General features: G+C 42.7%; 13 protein-coding genes. 4 read left to right on the top strand and 9 right to left on the bottom strand.

Features of this window, described 5'->3' with window-relative positions:
• Nucleotides 1–235 precede the first annotated feature (235 nt).
• The 7 genes from BM289_RS03640 to BM289_RS03670 form a co-directional block, all read right to left on the bottom strand.
• Nucleotides 236–1375: a formylglycine-generating enzyme family protein gene (locus BM289_RS03640; RefSeq protein WP_091490940.1), complete on the bottom strand. Its 1140-nt coding sequence runs from the start codon at nucleotides 1373–1375 to the stop codon at nucleotides 236–238.
• 312 nt (nucleotides 1376–1687) lie between these two features.
• Nucleotides 1688–2470, bottom strand: a complete 783-nt coding sequence (locus BM289_RS03645) for a DUF2490 domain-containing protein (RefSeq protein WP_091490942.1) — start codon at nucleotides 2468–2470, stop codon at nucleotides 1688–1690.
• Between the two features lie 129 nt (nucleotides 2471–2599).
• Nucleotides 2600–3187, bottom strand: coding sequence for a hypothetical protein (locus BM289_RS03650; protein WP_091490943.1), 588 nt, complete (start codon nucleotides 3185–3187; stop codon nucleotides 2600–2602).
• A gap of 54 nt (nucleotides 3188–3241) precedes the next feature.
• Entirely contained in the window at nucleotides 3242–4048 is an 807-nt protein-coding gene (locus BM289_RS03655) for a DUF2490 domain-containing protein (RefSeq protein ID WP_091490945.1), read from the bottom strand.
• A gap of 151 nt (nucleotides 4049–4199) precedes the next feature.
• Nucleotides 4200–5264 (bottom strand): HAD family hydrolase, encoded by a 1065-nt coding sequence (locus BM289_RS03660; protein WP_091490947.1) that lies wholly within the window; start codon nucleotides 5262–5264, stop codon nucleotides 4200–4202.
• Nucleotides 5265–5344: 80 nt separating this feature from the next.
• Nucleotides 5345–5764 (bottom strand): response regulator, encoded by a 420-nt coding sequence (locus tag BM289_RS03665; protein WP_091490948.1) that lies wholly within the window; start codon nucleotides 5762–5764, stop codon nucleotides 5345–5347.
• Nucleotides 5765–5855: 91 nt separating this feature from the next.
• Nucleotides 5856–6527 (bottom strand): DUF6515 family protein, encoded by a 672-nt coding sequence (locus BM289_RS03670; RefSeq protein WP_317043559.1) that lies wholly within the window; start codon nucleotides 6525–6527, stop codon nucleotides 5856–5858.
• Here BM289_RS03670 and BM289_RS25780 point away from each other — a divergent pair.
• The 4 genes from BM289_RS25780 to BM289_RS03685 all read left to right on the top strand — a co-directional run bounded on the left by BM289_RS25780 (nucleotide 6445) and on the right by BM289_RS03685 (nucleotide 11442).
• The gene (locus BM289_RS25780; RefSeq protein ID WP_317043561.1) at nucleotides 6445–6942 is read left to right on the top strand and encodes a hypothetical protein; all 498 of its coding nucleotides are present in this window, start codon (nucleotides 6445–6447) and stop codon (nucleotides 6940–6942) included. The two genes, BM289_RS03670 and BM289_RS25780, sit on opposite strands and share 83 nt — an antisense overlap.
• Before the next feature lie 389 nt (nucleotides 6943–7331).
• Nucleotides 7332–9776 (top strand): arylsulfatase, encoded by a 2445-nt coding sequence (locus BM289_RS03675; RefSeq protein WP_208610229.1) that lies wholly within the window; start codon nucleotides 7332–7334, stop codon nucleotides 9774–9776.
• 109 nt (nucleotides 9777–9885) lie between these two features.
• A complete protein-coding gene (locus BM289_RS03680) occupies nucleotides 9886–10830 on the top strand; it encodes a hypothetical protein (protein ID WP_091490952.1) in 945 nt (314 codons plus the stop codon).
• 39 nt (nucleotides 10831–10869) lie between these two features.
• A complete protein-coding gene (locus tag BM289_RS03685) occupies nucleotides 10870–11442 on the top strand; it encodes a hypothetical protein (protein ID WP_143102039.1) in 573 nt (190 codons plus the stop codon).
• Between the two features lie 14 nt (nucleotides 11443–11456).
• Here the strand turns inward: BM289_RS03685 and BM289_RS03690 are convergent, their stop codons facing one another.
• A complete protein-coding gene (locus BM289_RS03690; RefSeq protein ID WP_091490955.1) occupies nucleotides 11457–13379 on the bottom strand; it encodes an OmpA family protein in 1923 nt (640 codons plus the stop codon).
• Nucleotides 13380–13391: 12 nt separating this feature from the next.
• Nucleotides 13392–14309 (bottom strand): PorP/SprF family type IX secretion system membrane protein, encoded by a 918-nt coding sequence (locus BM289_RS03695; protein WP_091490957.1) that lies wholly within the window; start codon nucleotides 14307–14309, stop codon nucleotides 13392–13394.
• Between the last annotated feature and the right edge of the window lie 7 nt (nucleotides 14310–14316).

A 14316-nucleotide genomic window follows, 5' to 3' on the forward strand; every position in this document is an offset into this window, starting at 1 on the left:
CTATTAATTTTTAAAATAAACGGAGTTCATTACCTCTGCAATAATTTACATCTCGGAATTATTTTAACTCTAGTTGCCATCTTATTTACCTTTCTATATGATTTGAGCCTGAAAAACAAATAATGCCATTTATAACACAGCTGAGTTTTCTAAATTACTGCTTATTTTTTTCAAAGCGGCTTACTTTAGAAAATAACAGCTCTCAAGCCGGTTCGATGAAGCAGAACGATAAATGCTATTTGTCTTTCACACATCTGAAACCAACATGGTTTGCTGCAGATCTGATTTCCCCTTTTCCCCTGGTTCCAACCATATATCTGGTGCAATATTGGTCTGTGCATAAAAATGAGCCGCCTCTGTGCACGCGTTTTATTTGTGTGGGATCGCTGGGATCATAATAAGCGTCTGGCCCTTGCGGATTTTTGGCTGTTTTGCCGCTTTCTGCCAAGGTTCTGTAATAATCTATGCTGTACCAGTCATTTACCCATTCCCAAACATTTCCAGCCATATCATACAAACCATATCCATTTGGAGCGTATTGTTTTGTTGGAGCAATTCCTTTAAATCCGTCTTCTCCCGTATCGCGATCTTTTATTGGGAAATGCCCTTGGTAAATATTGGCTTGAAATTTCCCTTTAGGTTTTAAATCATTTCCCCAAACGTATAAATTTCCAGTTTTTCCCCCACGTGCGGCAAATTCCCATTCTGCTTCTGTCGGAAGCCTTTTTCCAGCCCATTTTGCATATGCGGCAGCATCCTCGTAAACTACGTGAACTACAGGATAATTTCCCTTTCCTTTAATAGTGCTTTGAGGTCCTTCAGGATGCCTCCAGTCAGCGCCGGGTTCATAGCGCCACCACTGCAGAAAATTATTCAAATTAACTGCAGATGAAGCAGGGGTAAATACCGCGGAACCCGTAATTAAATCTTCTTCGCTTGCATCAGGAAACTCTTCTTTTGTCGGTTTTTGTTCTGCAACAGTTACATATCCGGTTGCTTTAACAAATTTTTCAAACTCTTCGTTAGTTACTTCGGATTCATCCATATAATAACCGTCAACATACACGCGGTGTATTGGCGCGGCATCTTTTGTAACCCCTTTGATGCTGCACAAACTTTCATCTTCAGCACTGCTTCCCATAGAAAATTCTCCGCCGGGAATCCAGACCATGCCTTTGGGCGCTTTTCCTGCTGGTTTGTGCTTGTTTTCAATGGTTGGTTGAAATGTAGAAGGCGATCCTATATTTGGAGTTTCATGACATTGCACAGCATCTGCTGTTTCTTTTTTAGGCACGATTAATTTAGTGTAACCGTAAGCAAGTGAAATAATGAAAAGTGCCAGGGCCGCAAAAAGCCAAAAGGGTTTATTCTTCATGGTCAATAATTTTGGTATTGTTTAATGTTTTTTAAAAATCAGATTTCTTTCTCAGCTTGTAGCGCTTCGCACTTGTTTTTCCGTCTTCTGCATGTACGATCTGATATGCTTCTCCAAATTTGATGCACTTAACATCTCCGATGGCAGCTGCTTGCCTCCCTTTTTTGGCAGCCTTTCTGGAATTGCATTGGCTGCCGGAACTGCAACTTTACAGACATTAACGTCTTTTTCATAATAGGTGCCCCAACGGACTGCACATCTTCAGGGTTTTGCAAAAGAAAGTAAGAACGTGATCTTTCATGCCCCTTTTGCTTAAATTCCGCTGCTTCCGTCATCAACGCTTGTTTTGGTCCGCTTAAATGATTTTGTAAGGTTAGAAAAGAAATTATTAAAAATAAAATTAAGCTGAAAGGCATTGACAAGCTGATCCGAAGTTTCTCTAGGCATTACCTCGCGCGCATACGAAGGCTCAATCTGGATATCATTATTGAGTGATATGCCGAGCCCCACGGTAAAGCGGTTGCGGTCAAAAAAATCAGGTCCGCTTACCGCGCTTTTGGTTTTGAAAAAAACTTCGTCAGATGCAAATGAATAAATTGGAATTTTATTTACTTTTAAAAAGTTAAGCGGATATACGGCCTTGACCTGAAACCGAAAACGTTCTACGGCTTCAAAATTTGAAGATTCGTTTTTAAGATGCCTGTCCTCAAACCTGCCACGAAGGTTCACCTTAAAGCTTTTTTGGGTAAATAAACTATAGGTGACCTGAACTGCACTTCGTAATTCAGGAGTATTTTCCTGGCTTAATTCCGGAACGTTCCTGTTGCCGAAATAAGCATAGAAAATAGAAAGTTTCCATCTCTGGGCCGGATAATAATGCGCCCAGGCCCTGAAATAGACCTGCGTAATATTGTGAAACATATTCGGATTATCCGGAATACTGCTCGAACTTAAGCCCGCATCAAGTTCAAGAACCCAATTCTGGCTGAGATCTGCAGTAAATGCATATTCGTTCCAGAATTGATTCAGCTTATCTGACTGGCTGTAACTATGCGAAAACCCAATAAGGAACATTAACGCTATTTTCTTTCCCATAATTCTTCCATGCTAAAGTTTATGCCAAGTTACATTTTATCTGCAGCATGCTTATTGCTGTTATTTGCTCTGAACTGTTATGGCTGACTATTACGGCATTATGCCGGGACCTTAGTCTGTGAGGCAGCACTAACTTAAATCTATCAGTCCTCTTCCGCGTGATTTTATACTGCCGTCAATCTCTGCCAGCGTGCTGTTGGGAAGGCGTTTTATATCTTTAGCGCTTACAAGAAAAATCTGCCCATGTTCTTTAGAAGGCGCTGCAGGGACAAAAACAACCGCGCTTCCCCCTTCACCTTCTTCTATCAGATGCGCAGGCTGCCAATAATCCCCATTCTTTAAGAGCACCGGCAGATCGGTGCTTGCTTTTTTTTCTTTTGCCTTTAGTTTATCCTCTGCTATTTTTTTATTCTTTTCATATCCCGGCAGGAAGACCATCAGCTTATCATCGATCCATCCGGTAAATTTTCTGATATAGGTCAGGTGCAGCAGATAACCGCTGAAATATAAGAGCAGCAGCAGTAGAATACCCCCGATAATGTCGCTGGCAAATACGCCCAGAATCTGATCAAAGCGGAATAGATGGGCGGCTTTTTCTCCGTAGTTCTGGAAAAAGAACCAGACTTTTTTCAGTATCATAAAAAAAACAACCAGAGGGAGCAGCACCAGAGCCCCCGATATGCAGTTGCGCTCCACCTGCCTTAAAATTTTTTTCATATCAATAAGGTTTAATATTAGAGTAAAACATTTTCACCAACCAAAACAAAACAATCAGTCCGCTCCACCGTCCACACTGTCAAAAGTCTCCCTTTCCTTGGGTTTGACAGTATACTTAATCGACACCATCGGACCGTAATAAACATCAAACTGTGTCCCGTTTGTGCGAAGCTGCATCTGCCCGATAATGCCCGCTAAAAAATGGATATTGGGAGTAATCCCGGCGGTGTAGTATGCCGAGAGCCTAAAGATGTCAAAATGCTCCGTGGCGTAATCCTTGGAAGCAAATTTGAGCATTAATTCGGCATAATACCCAATGTTTGGAGCCAAAAAAAGAGGTTTGCTTTTGCTTTGGGGTAAAAAATGGTTCACTCCAAACCTCATTCTGATCCTGGGAACAGTCTGATGGACCCCATTGCGGTCATCAAAAAATTTAGTTTCAAAACGAACCTGCTCAAAAATATTTCCTCTGGGCATATTCTGGGAAAAAGTGCCCATTAGGATAAGCCTGTTTTCTAAGGTTTCATAATTGCCCATTTCCCGCACGGCATATTTCTGGTTGTGAGCGTATCCCAGCCACAGCTTTATATTCTTAAACCCCGAATAGATAAGCCAGGGTCTCACTACCACCCGCTGGGTATATTCAAAGGGATTCTTTGTATCATAAGAGCCCTGGGTTACCAGCTGCATATCGGTCTGCGCGCTCAGGTGCCATTTTTCATAAACGGGAAAAGCAATATCGGCCTCCGATATTGAAGCCGGAATGAATCCGACCGTATAGGGTGCTTCCTGCTGGCCGCTTGCTGCCTGAAATGCTGTAAGCGTGCAGAATGAAATAAAAAACTTGCTAAACCGGCTCATAATTGAAATTGATGTTAAAATGAATATGCAGATCTCGCTGCTTTTACGGCTGTCCCTTAACAGAGATAAAGAAATCCTATAGGGCCTTTATCAAGAAGACCCTGCTGCGGCCAAATATTTTAACGGCATGGAATATATAAACCATTTCATATCATTTTTTTTGATCGGCCGCAAAAACGGCTTTCCAGTCCGTTTTTATATCTGCAAAAGCCCAGTTTTCAGCTTTCCCCTGATCTAAACCTTTATCCAAAGCTCCGATGGGAGATTTCCTGTCATAGGCCCACTCGCGAACCGAATCCGTGTGATGCACATAGAGTTCAAAATTTTTATATTTATTGGAGGCGGTCCATTGCAGCATCTGCAGGTCACCGTCAGAGTTCCCCGCCGCAAATACGGGCTTTCTGCCTATATACTTTTCTATTGCTGCAGGTTTTGCTTCTTTATCATCATTAAAATCAAGAGCGGCAAGCTTGGTAATTACAGGATTTCCATTGTTATACTCATATTTAGCCTGCAGGGTGCTCCCCACAATCTGGTCTTTGGGAATGCCGTAGATATCCTCTGCCCATGCGCGCATAAAATCAATTCCCCCGCCTGAAACAATGAATACCTTAAACTCTCTGGCCTGCAGAAATCTTACCAGCTCAAGCATCGGCTGATAAATGAGCTGAGTGTATAATTTCTTTTTTGTGGGATGCTGCGCTGTGCTGATCCATTTTTTTACGTCAGATTCGAACTGGTCGGTTGTCATTCCTGAATGGCTTGCGGCAATGATCTCAAGCAGCCCTGCTTTGCCTTGTTTAAGAAGCCCGGGCATATTATTTTCCAGAACATCCTTAAAGGGCTGTTTATTTTTCCATTCAGGATGTTTGGAAGCGGCGGCTCTTACCTGGTCCATAGCGAAGAAAAGCTGGAAATAAAACGGCTGTTCAGCCCATAAGGTTCCATCATTGTCAAAAACGGCAACACGGTCTTTTACCGGGATAAAATTTGAGCTTTCCGAATTGGTCACATCTGCGATGTATGCCAGAATTTGTTTTTTTACTTTAGTGTCGTTCCATGAAGGCAGAGGATCCATGCCCGATGCTGAAGGCTGTCTGATGTCTGGGGCAGGATTTTCTTGTTTCAGGCTGTCTTTTTTGCAGCCCGCCACCAGGATCAGCAAAGCAAAAAACAGTAGCAGTTTGGAAGGTCTTGCATTATTTGTTTTTTTCATCTTATCTGATTTTATTTATGCGCTGGTTATTTTAAAAATTCTAATGCAACGCCGCGCCTTTTAACCCGGCTCTGCTTAAATTAAAGATTAAGCGTGCTGCTGTTCTTCCCGTATTGCACAATCCCACTGATAATATTCTGATACTCCTTAAAATCAAATTTTTTCTCAAAATAGCCGTGTATGGGATACGAAAATGCCTTTTCCACATCCAAAGGAGCCTTTGAGGTGGACAGAAAAATATACGGCACGCATTTTTTTTCCAATTCCCCATCACTGAGAATTTTTTCCCTGAGCTGGTAGCCGTTGAGCCCCGGCATATTGATATCCGACAATATAAGGAAAGGCTTCACCTTTGTACCGGACAAATACCCCATAACCTTAGTTGGATCAGAAAAATAGGTCACTTTACTGGGAATATCCAGGCTCTCAAAAATTTCCCCAAGCATAAGCCTGTCATCCTCGTCGTCCTCTATCACTATTATTTCTCCATTTCTGTTCATTCTCTTAATTTGAAGGCATTAATTTATTACGTTTTCATCTTATCTATTCCCAGACCAGACATATTTCACAGAAAAACGTCCGTGCATAAAATTATTTGTCTTCTTCGACCAAAACAACTTCGTATTTGTTTTTGCCATCAACTTGTACGGGCTGGTAATAGGTTTCTCCAAATTTTACATATTTCACATCTCCAATGGTAACCTCTTCACCTCCATCGGGCAGATTATCCACCAGTGTGCCCGCTGTTGGAGCTACCACTTTATAAGTGCTCCCTTCTTTTTCATAATACGTCCCTCCATAGTAATAATTGTTGACTGTCCCGGTATTGACCGTTTCAGCACCGCTGGGAATATTGTTTACCGTTCCCCCGACGGGTGCCGGCACAGCGGTGTACCCCCCATTGGAAGGTGCATACCATACCCCTTGATCATAATGGTACTGATTGTTTTCAACACTCACCACAATGGCGGTGACGGCCAACGTGGTTACAAAAAATCCCCACGGATGCCAGACCGGCCCCCAATAGAAAGGCCTGTAGGGATGGAAATAATACGGATGGTACGTATTGTACCTGTAACCGCCATAACGGTAAGGAGGACGCGCATAAACAACGGTATTTCTTCTCACTACGGTATTTCTATTGTGGTTGATGTTAATATCCCTGCTCCTGTCAATACTGATGTTATTTCTATTTCTATTGACCGTGTTCCCGCTGATATTGGTATTTTTATTTCTATTGGCGGTGCCTGCCTTCCCATTCACATTTCTGCCTGAAGTATTCTTTGCAATCCCCGAATTTCGGTTTACCGTGCTTTTCTTATTGTTTATTTTGGAATTGCCGCCCGCAGCAGGCTTGGTTCTTGTCACTGCCGCACTGCTGTTTTTCGGCCTTGCTGCCGCTGGTTTTGAAGCGGCCGGCCTTGAAGCGGCTGGCCTAGAAGCAGCAGACGGTCTTGCTTTTGGTGCGGGTCTGGAATGGGCGCCTGCAGCTGGCCTGTTCGCTCCCCCTCGATGGCGCTGCGCTGCGGCTTCAAAGGAAATTAATAAAATTCCCGACAGGCACCATATGGCGGCTTTTCTTACTGTTCTATTTACGTCTTCCATTATAAATGATTTTAGATTAATAAAAAAACAAAACATACACCCTTTGTTAATTATAGGAATTATCTATGTATAATTCCCGATACGGAAAATTCACTTCTTACAAATAAAATTTATCTGCCTGCTAGTTCCTTAAAACCGTAAACTTACATAAAACATTAAAAATAAAATAATTAAGAATAAAAATCAATTTTTAGAGATCTTTTTTTTTAAATTTTAATTAACAGGAACAATCTGCTAACAAAAACATCAAATATTTAAATATCAATGCATTTACTTATTTTTTTTTTACTTAACTTAGCTTATGCTTTAAAAAACTACCTGCCTTACATTTTTTTGTTCTACCAGCCCAAGCAATTTTGAAAGCCCCATAGATGGCTCTGCTGTATTGTAAAAAGACCTTTTTCCCGGGCTGTTATTTTCTCAGTAATGAAATAGATTTAATATTAACTAATACAAATCATTATGAACGCCAAAAAAAATACCAAACCTAAAAAAAGCGCAATGCTTTTAGCTTTATGCCTATTTTTCTTCAGCGTGCCTTATAGAATACTGGCACAGGCAGATCCCCAGCAGGTAACTAAGGAGACATTTAAAGGAAAAATCAGTCTTGATGTTCGCGATTCTAAAGAAGACTGGGCTCCTTATACGCCCAAGGTAGCCCCAAAGGGCGCCCCGAATATCTTATTTATATTATACGATGATACTGGATTGGCTGCATGGTCCCCATATGGAGGAGCTATTAATATGCCCACCATGCAGAAATTGGCAGATAACGGTCTGATATATACGCAATGGCATACCACTGCCTTATGCTCGCCAACACGTTCTACATTATTAACAGGCCGCAACCACCATCTAAACGGAATGGCGGCAATTACCGAAACTGCGGCAGGATACCCGGGAGCAAGCGGCAGGCTGCCAAAACAGGTAACTACTATCGGGCAGGTTTTGCAGGATAACGGCTGGAGCACTTTTTGGATCGGAAAAGACCATAACGTTCCAGAGCAGGATGTAGCATCTGGAGGAAATCGCAGCACTTGGCCCCTGCAGATGGGATTTGACCGATATTACGGATTTCTTGGAGGAGAGACCAATCAATGGTATCCAGATTTAGTGGAGGACAATCATTTTGTTGATGCTCCGGCAAGCCCGGAAGAAGGATATCATTTGTCTAAAGATTTAGCAGACCATGCTTTAGAATATCTTCGCGACCAGCAGGCAACCAATCCGTCCAAGCCTTGGTTTATGTGGTACTGTCCAGGTGCCAATCACGCGCCGCACCATGCCCCGCAGGAATATATAGATAAATACAAAGGAAAATTCGATGACGGTTATGAAGCGTACAGACAATGGGTTCTGCCTCGTATGATAGCAAAAGGAGTGATTCCTGCCGGGACTAAGTACGCTCCATTTAATCCTCTGCCTAAGAATGTTGCCAATGAAGGCGACGCTGTTCTAGAATGGAATAAATTAAGCGCCGACGAAAAGAGACTATTCTCAAAATTGGCTGAAGTGTACGCCGGATTTTCAGAATATACCGATGCCCAGGTGGGACGCGTAATTGATTATTTGGAAAAAACCGGTCAGCTGGAAAACACCGTTATCATTTATGCCGCAGATAATGGAGCTTCGGGAGAAGGCTCTCCTTCAGGTTCTGTAAACGAGAACAAATTCTTCAATGGATATCCGGACGAATTGAAAGAAAATTTAAAGCTCATTGACAAATTAGGAGGTCCTGATACTTACGAACACTATCCTACAGGATGGGCGGCCGCTTTCTCAACTCCTTTTAAAATGTTCAAAAGATACAGCCAGTATGCAGGAGGAACTTGTGACCCGCTGGTAATTTCATGGCCTAAAGGGATTAAGGCAAAAGGCGAAGTCCGAAATCAATTTCACCATTCAACGGATATCGTTCCGACATTGCTTGACATCTGCGGCGTAGAAATGCCTAAAGTCTACAAAGGAGTTCCGCAGTACCCATTATCTGGAGTGTCTATGCGTTATACATTTGACGCTGCTCCCGATGCAAAAACCCAAAAACACATCCAGTATTTTGCTATGCTGGGAAGCCGCGCTTTATGGAAAGACGGATGGAAAGCAGTTGCCCTTCACGCACCGCTTGTTGGAAAAGGGAACTTTGATAATGACGTCTGGGAGCTATATAATACCGATGTCGATAGAGCTGAAAGCAACAATTTAGCTAAGAAAAATCCTGAAAAATTAAAAGAATTGATTGCCGACTGGAATACAGAAGCGGCTAAAAATCTTGTATTGCCATTGGATGACCGCGCTGCCATCGAAATTTTGGGAATTGAGAGACCTTCCTCAGAAGCTCCACGCGACCAGTACGTTTACTATCCTGGAACCGCACCGGTGCCTGAAGGCGTTGCGGTAAATGTGCGAGGCCGCAATTATAAAATTGTTGCCGATGTCGATGTAAAAGATGCGAATGCTTCGGGAGTAATTTTTGCTCACGGATCCCGTTTTGGAGGACACTCCCTGTTTTTGAAAAACAAAAAATTATATTATGTGTACAATTTCTTAGGAATCCCGCCAGAACAGAAATTCGTTTCAAATGTTGATATTACGCCTGGAAAACATGTCTTCGGTATGGAATTTACCCGTGAAAAAGCAGGCCCAAACGGCGAATCACTAGGAACAATGAAACTATACATTGACGGAAAAGAAGTGGCTTCCGGTCCAATGAGAACCCAAAGCGGTAAATTCACGCTATCAGGAGACGGGCTCTGTGTCGGATTTGACAGCGGCGATGCCGTTAGCAGCGAATATAAAACTCCAGGAGAATTTAAAGGAGGTGAAATTCTTGGAGTAGGCATTAACGTGGGCAAAATCGAATATACTGATTTAAACAGCGAAGCAAAAAGAGCTATGAAAAGAGACTAGATTAAGTTAGTGGGTAAAATGGAGATATTTCAATAGCAATGAATATCTCCATTTTATTTTTATAAAGACAGTGTTGAAAATTCAAACTGGTAATAATTAATGAAAACTTATGAAACTTAAATATGCAACAATGTGTGCGCTTCTCATTGGAGTGTGGCTCCTGCCGTTTAAAACAGCTGCGCAGCAGACAGACCATTTAGCCGACAGCAGCAGCTTTTACTTGTCCGAAAATAACATTTCTGTGCAGAGTAAGGCAGACGATTATTTATACCAAAGAACAAAACCTGTCCCCCCTTGGTTTGCCAGACGCATAAAGGCAACTGTCGGGCTTTTTATTCCGGTCAACAATACCACTATCGAGGTGGGCAGCCAAAACGGCACCTTCGGCACCGAGATTGATTTTGAAGATGATCTGGGTTTTCGAAAATCATCGAGTACTTTTTTAAGTGACATCCAGTGGCGTGCCTCTCGGCGGTCCAGATTTGACCTGAGTTATTTTCATCTGAAAAGAACAACTTCCTACCAGCTCAAAAGGGATATTGAATTCGGGGACCATACCTATCCGGTGGATGCCAGTGTACACTCTTTCTTTGAAACCAGCATCTATCGTTTTTCATACGGCTACGCCCTGCTTCTGGATCCAAAATATGAGCTTGGACTGATGATAGGTGCCCATATCCTGAGAAGCGATGTCGGGATCAGCCTTGCAGGAGCCACAGCAGAATTGGGCTATAATGACGGATTTGATTTTACCGCGCCCCTGCCTGACGTTGGAATATGGGGAGGCTATGCCTTTACCGACAAGCTGGCCTTAACGGGAAATGTGAGCTACCTCTCGCTGAAAATAAATGACATAAGCGGCAAGATTATCAGCTACAATCTATCAGTCCTCTATCAGGTTATTCCAAATCTGGAGCTGGCTCTGGGTTATACAGGCCTGAATTTTAAGGTCGATGCCCAAAAAGAAAGGCTTCAGGGGTATTTTAAATGGGGCTATAACGGACCCTCGCTTACCGTATCATATTCCTTCGGACCAAGGCACCCTTTCCAGTAAGCAGTACATTTTTTTTTAAAACCCCTAAAAATAAAACAGATGCTCTTTAAATCAAGTAAAACAGGCTTTTTTCTTTTTTGCCTAAACCTTTTTTTAATGCCTTTCAAATCTTTGGCCCAGCAGAGTGAAGAATCATTTACCCCTCATCACCAGCTGGCTTTAGTGCTTAGCCACGCCCATGTTTTTGAAGGAAGAAACCAGGACGGTGAAAGAGAAGTGCTTTCTCTGCCTGCCTGGGGCATTGATTATACTTATCATTTCAGCCCTAAATGGGCAGCCGGCCTGCACACCGACTTTATAATTGAGAAATTTGCGGTCGAGAAGAATCTTGCCGGCGGTGAGGAAAAACAAACCATTGAGCGCAGCTATCCAATTGCTCCTGCCCTTGTCGGAATTTACAAACTCAATGGACATTGGAGTTTTCTGCTGGGAATGGGCGGTGAATTTGCCAAAGAGGAAGATTTTCTGCTCACCCGTGCAGGCGCCGAATACGGATATGAACTCCCGAAAGGCTGGGAAGTGCTTGGAAGCTTTGGCTATGACTTTAAATGGAATGCTTATGATACATGGACCATCGGAATTGGCATTGCAAAGAGTTTTGGAAGAAAATAGCCATCATAAAACAATTAGATGTGAGTGATAATAAATTCGCTTCGCCTATTCTCCTGATGCTCTTCTTCAGAACACTTCACCCCATCCGAGCATGCATTTATTAGCTGGCTTTCCCCATATCCTTTAGCGCTCAGCCTATCGGAATCAATGCCTTTTGAAACCAGCCACTGCATTGTTGATCTGGCTCTTCTCTGCGATAGGGATTCGTTGTATTTATCAGAACCGCGGCTGTCGGTATGGGAGCGGATATCGAGTTTCATTGTGGGATTTTCCTTTAAGGCAGCCAGAATTTTTTCCAAATCCATTGCCGCCCGGTCAACAATATCGGATCTGTCTAAATCAAAGTAAATTACTTTAATTCCAAAGCATTTGGCCAGATTAGTGCCCACAGCCAGCTGGCAGGCTGCTTTATTAAGGGCAATGGGAACATTGGTTTTTCCATTAAGGGCCGCTGCAGCCACGCTTATTTCTTTTTTGTCATAAGTTCTCCTTTCAGCACGTATCGTATACGTCTTACCGCACTGCGCGGGTATGCTATAAAGGCCCGACGCATCAGAGAATGCAGTAAATTTGATTTCATTTTTTTCATATAGAATCAATTTTGTATCGGGCAGAAAAGCACCGCTCTGAGCATCGGTTACTATTCCTTCCAAATTTTGAATGCATTTTAGTTTTCTGGTTTCTGTAAACTTATAAATGTCATCAGAACCCTGCCCACCCTCTTTATTGGAACTGAAATACCCTTTTCGTGTAAGCGGATCGATTACATAGGCAAAATCATCTTTAGGGGAATTAATATCTGATCCGAGATTCTGGATATCGCTAATGGTGCCATTGTCCTCTATTTTCCCCACAAAGACATCTAATCCGCCAAGGCCGGGATGCCCGTCAGAGGCAAAATAAATTTCATCCTCACTGGTAACATAAGGAAAAGTTTCCCTGCCTTCAGTATTGATGCTTGGTCCCATATTCTGGGGAATTCCGTATGCTCCATTAGCGTTTATGCTGACTTTATAAATATCGGACTGCCCAAAGCTGCCGGGCATATCCGAGGCAAAATAAAGCGTCTTTCCATCATCGCTTAAGGCAGGGTGTGCGGTGCTGTACGTGTCACTGTTAAAAGGAAGACTGGCAATATTGCCCCATTTGCCATTTTCAAGTTCTGCCTTGTAAATCTTAACTAAAGTCACTTTATTTTCATCCCAGCCCCTTTTCCCCTCTGCATAATTATTTCTTGTAAAATAAACCGTACGGCCGTTTTTGCTAAAAACCGGCGAGGATTCATGGAATTTTGAATTCAGTACCGATTTGATTTTTACGGCCCCGGATGGGTCCTGATCAGCCGCATATAAATTGGTAAAATATTCGTTATTCCATTTGTGCTTCCGCTTTGCAAAATTCCCTGTATCCCTGGCAGAAGCGAAATAGATTTTGTTATCATGAACTATGGTGCTGTAATCCGAATATTTTGAATTAAACCCGGCATCGCCTACCGTATAACGGCCCGAATTGGCCTTGATCTGTTCGAGGTAATCTGCATTTTCTTTATAGCGTTTGCCCCTGCTGTCATTTTTATAGAGAGCCGCAAACTCATCCATAATTTTCCCAGCCTTCTCCAGCTCGCCAATTGATTTTAAACACTGGGCATATCTGTAATAATATTCAGACCCTGCTGCACTATCCTTTGCAAAGAGTTCCCCATACCATCTTGCAGCGGCTTCATAGTCTGAATTAAAATAATACGAATTGCCCAGTTTTTTAAACATCTCTTGAGACTTATAGCCTTTTTCTGCGGCCCTTTCATAGGATTTGGCCGCATCCTTATAGGCAAGGCTGCCGTAACTTTTATCAGCGCCCTTAACTTTTGATTCCTGCGCAGAACCGGCAGATCCCAAGAGGCTCAAAATGGCTGTATAAAAAAATAGATGCTTTTTCATGCTCATTTGTTTTTAGAAGAAACGAGGTGTGGTCATTTTACTGTTGTTTTTGATAAATTCATACCGCAGGAATATCTCATGGGATCCCGAATTGTAATTATTGAGTCTGGTGGTCTCCCGGTCATATCCATATCCAATGTAAAGGCCGTCTGTGATCTGGAATCCGGCCATTGCACTCACAGAAGCGCTCCATCTATAGGCCGCACCCAGCACAAATTTGTCTAAGAACATGAAATTGGCCGAAATATCAACCTGCAGCGGCGCCCCTTCTACCATCTTGGCCAGTACGGCAGGCTTGAATTTATAATACTCATACTTGTCCAAATTAAAGACATAGCCGCCCATCAGATAATAATTGATTTTATCCTTGTAAATGGCTACATCGTTGTCATCATAACGATTGGTCTCAATAAAATTCGGAACCGATAAGCCTAGGTAAGCCTTATCAGAATGCCAGTATATTCCTGCCCCCAGATTCGGCGAAAATTTATTATCCAGATCCTGAAACTGGGCATCACCCTGATCTTCAGGGTTGAGTTTGCTAATATCCAGATTGAACAGGTTTGCCGTTGCCTTGATCCCAAAGGAAAGCTTGAAATCTGCCGAGGTCTGAACCGTATAGGAAAGATCCGCCGAGAAATTATTTTCATTTGTCGGACCTATTTTATCATTAATCAGCGAAACCCCAATCCCCAAACGGCTGCTGTTTAAGGGCGTATTTATGGAAAAAGTGCTCGTTTCAGGAGCACCGTCCAAACCTACCCACTGGGTTCTGTACAGGCCGAAAATGCTCAGCGCTCCGCGTGAACCCGCGTAAGCGGGATTAATGGTAATGGTGTTGTACATGTACTGCGTAAACTGGGCATCCTGCTGGGCATAGCTGCAGACTGTTACGAGCATGGTCATTAAGGCAAATAATTTAGTTCCCATAGCAGAT

It is taken from the genome of Flavobacterium phragmitis (genome assembly GCF_900112575.1).
GTDB lineage: Bacteria > Bacteroidota > Bacteroidia > Flavobacteriales > Flavobacteriaceae > Flavobacterium > Flavobacterium phragmitis.

Coding starts and splice junctions, on each gene's coding strand:
- BM289_RS03690 (WP_091490955.1), bottom strand. CDS start 13,379: ATGAAAAAGCATCTATTTTTTTATACAGCCATTTTGAGCCTCTTGGGA.
- BM289_RS03660 (WP_091490947.1), bottom strand. CDS start 5,264: ATGAAAAAAACAAATAATGCAAGACCTTCCAAACTGCTACTGTTTTTT.
- BM289_RS03680 (WP_091490952.1), top strand. CDS start 9,886: ATGAAACTTAAATATGCAACAATGTGTGCGCTTCTCATTGGAGTGTGG.
- BM289_RS03675 (WP_208610229.1), top strand. CDS start 7,332: ATGAACGCCAAAAAAAATACCAAACCTAAAAAAAGCGCAATGCTTTTA.
- BM289_RS25780 (WP_317043561.1), top strand. CDS start 6,445: ATGTTATTTCTATTTCTATTGACCGTGTTCCCGCTGATATTGGTATTT.
- BM289_RS03640 (WP_091490940.1), bottom strand. CDS start 1,375: ATGAAGAATAAACCCTTTTGGCTTTTTGCGGCCCTGGCACTTTTCATT.
- BM289_RS03645 (WP_091490942.1), bottom strand. CDS start 2,470: ATGGGAAAGAAAATAGCGTTAATGTTCCTTATTGGGTTTTCGCATAGT.
- BM289_RS03695 (WP_091490957.1), bottom strand. CDS start 14,309: ATGGGAACTAAATTATTTGCCTTAATGACCATGCTCGTAACAGTCTGC.
- BM289_RS03665 (WP_091490948.1), bottom strand. CDS start 5,764: ATGAACAGAAATGGAGAAATAATAGTGATAGAGGACGACGAGGATGAC.
- BM289_RS03655 (WP_091490945.1), bottom strand. CDS start 4,048: ATGAGCCGGTTTAGCAAGTTTTTTATTTCATTCTGCACGCTTACAGCA.
- BM289_RS03685 (WP_143102039.1), top strand. CDS start 10,870: ATGCTCTTTAAATCAAGTAAAACAGGCTTTTTTCTTTTTTGCCTAAAC.
- BM289_RS03650 (WP_091490943.1), bottom strand. CDS start 3,187: ATGAAAAAAATTTTAAGGCAGGTGGAGCGCAACTGCATATCGGGGGCT.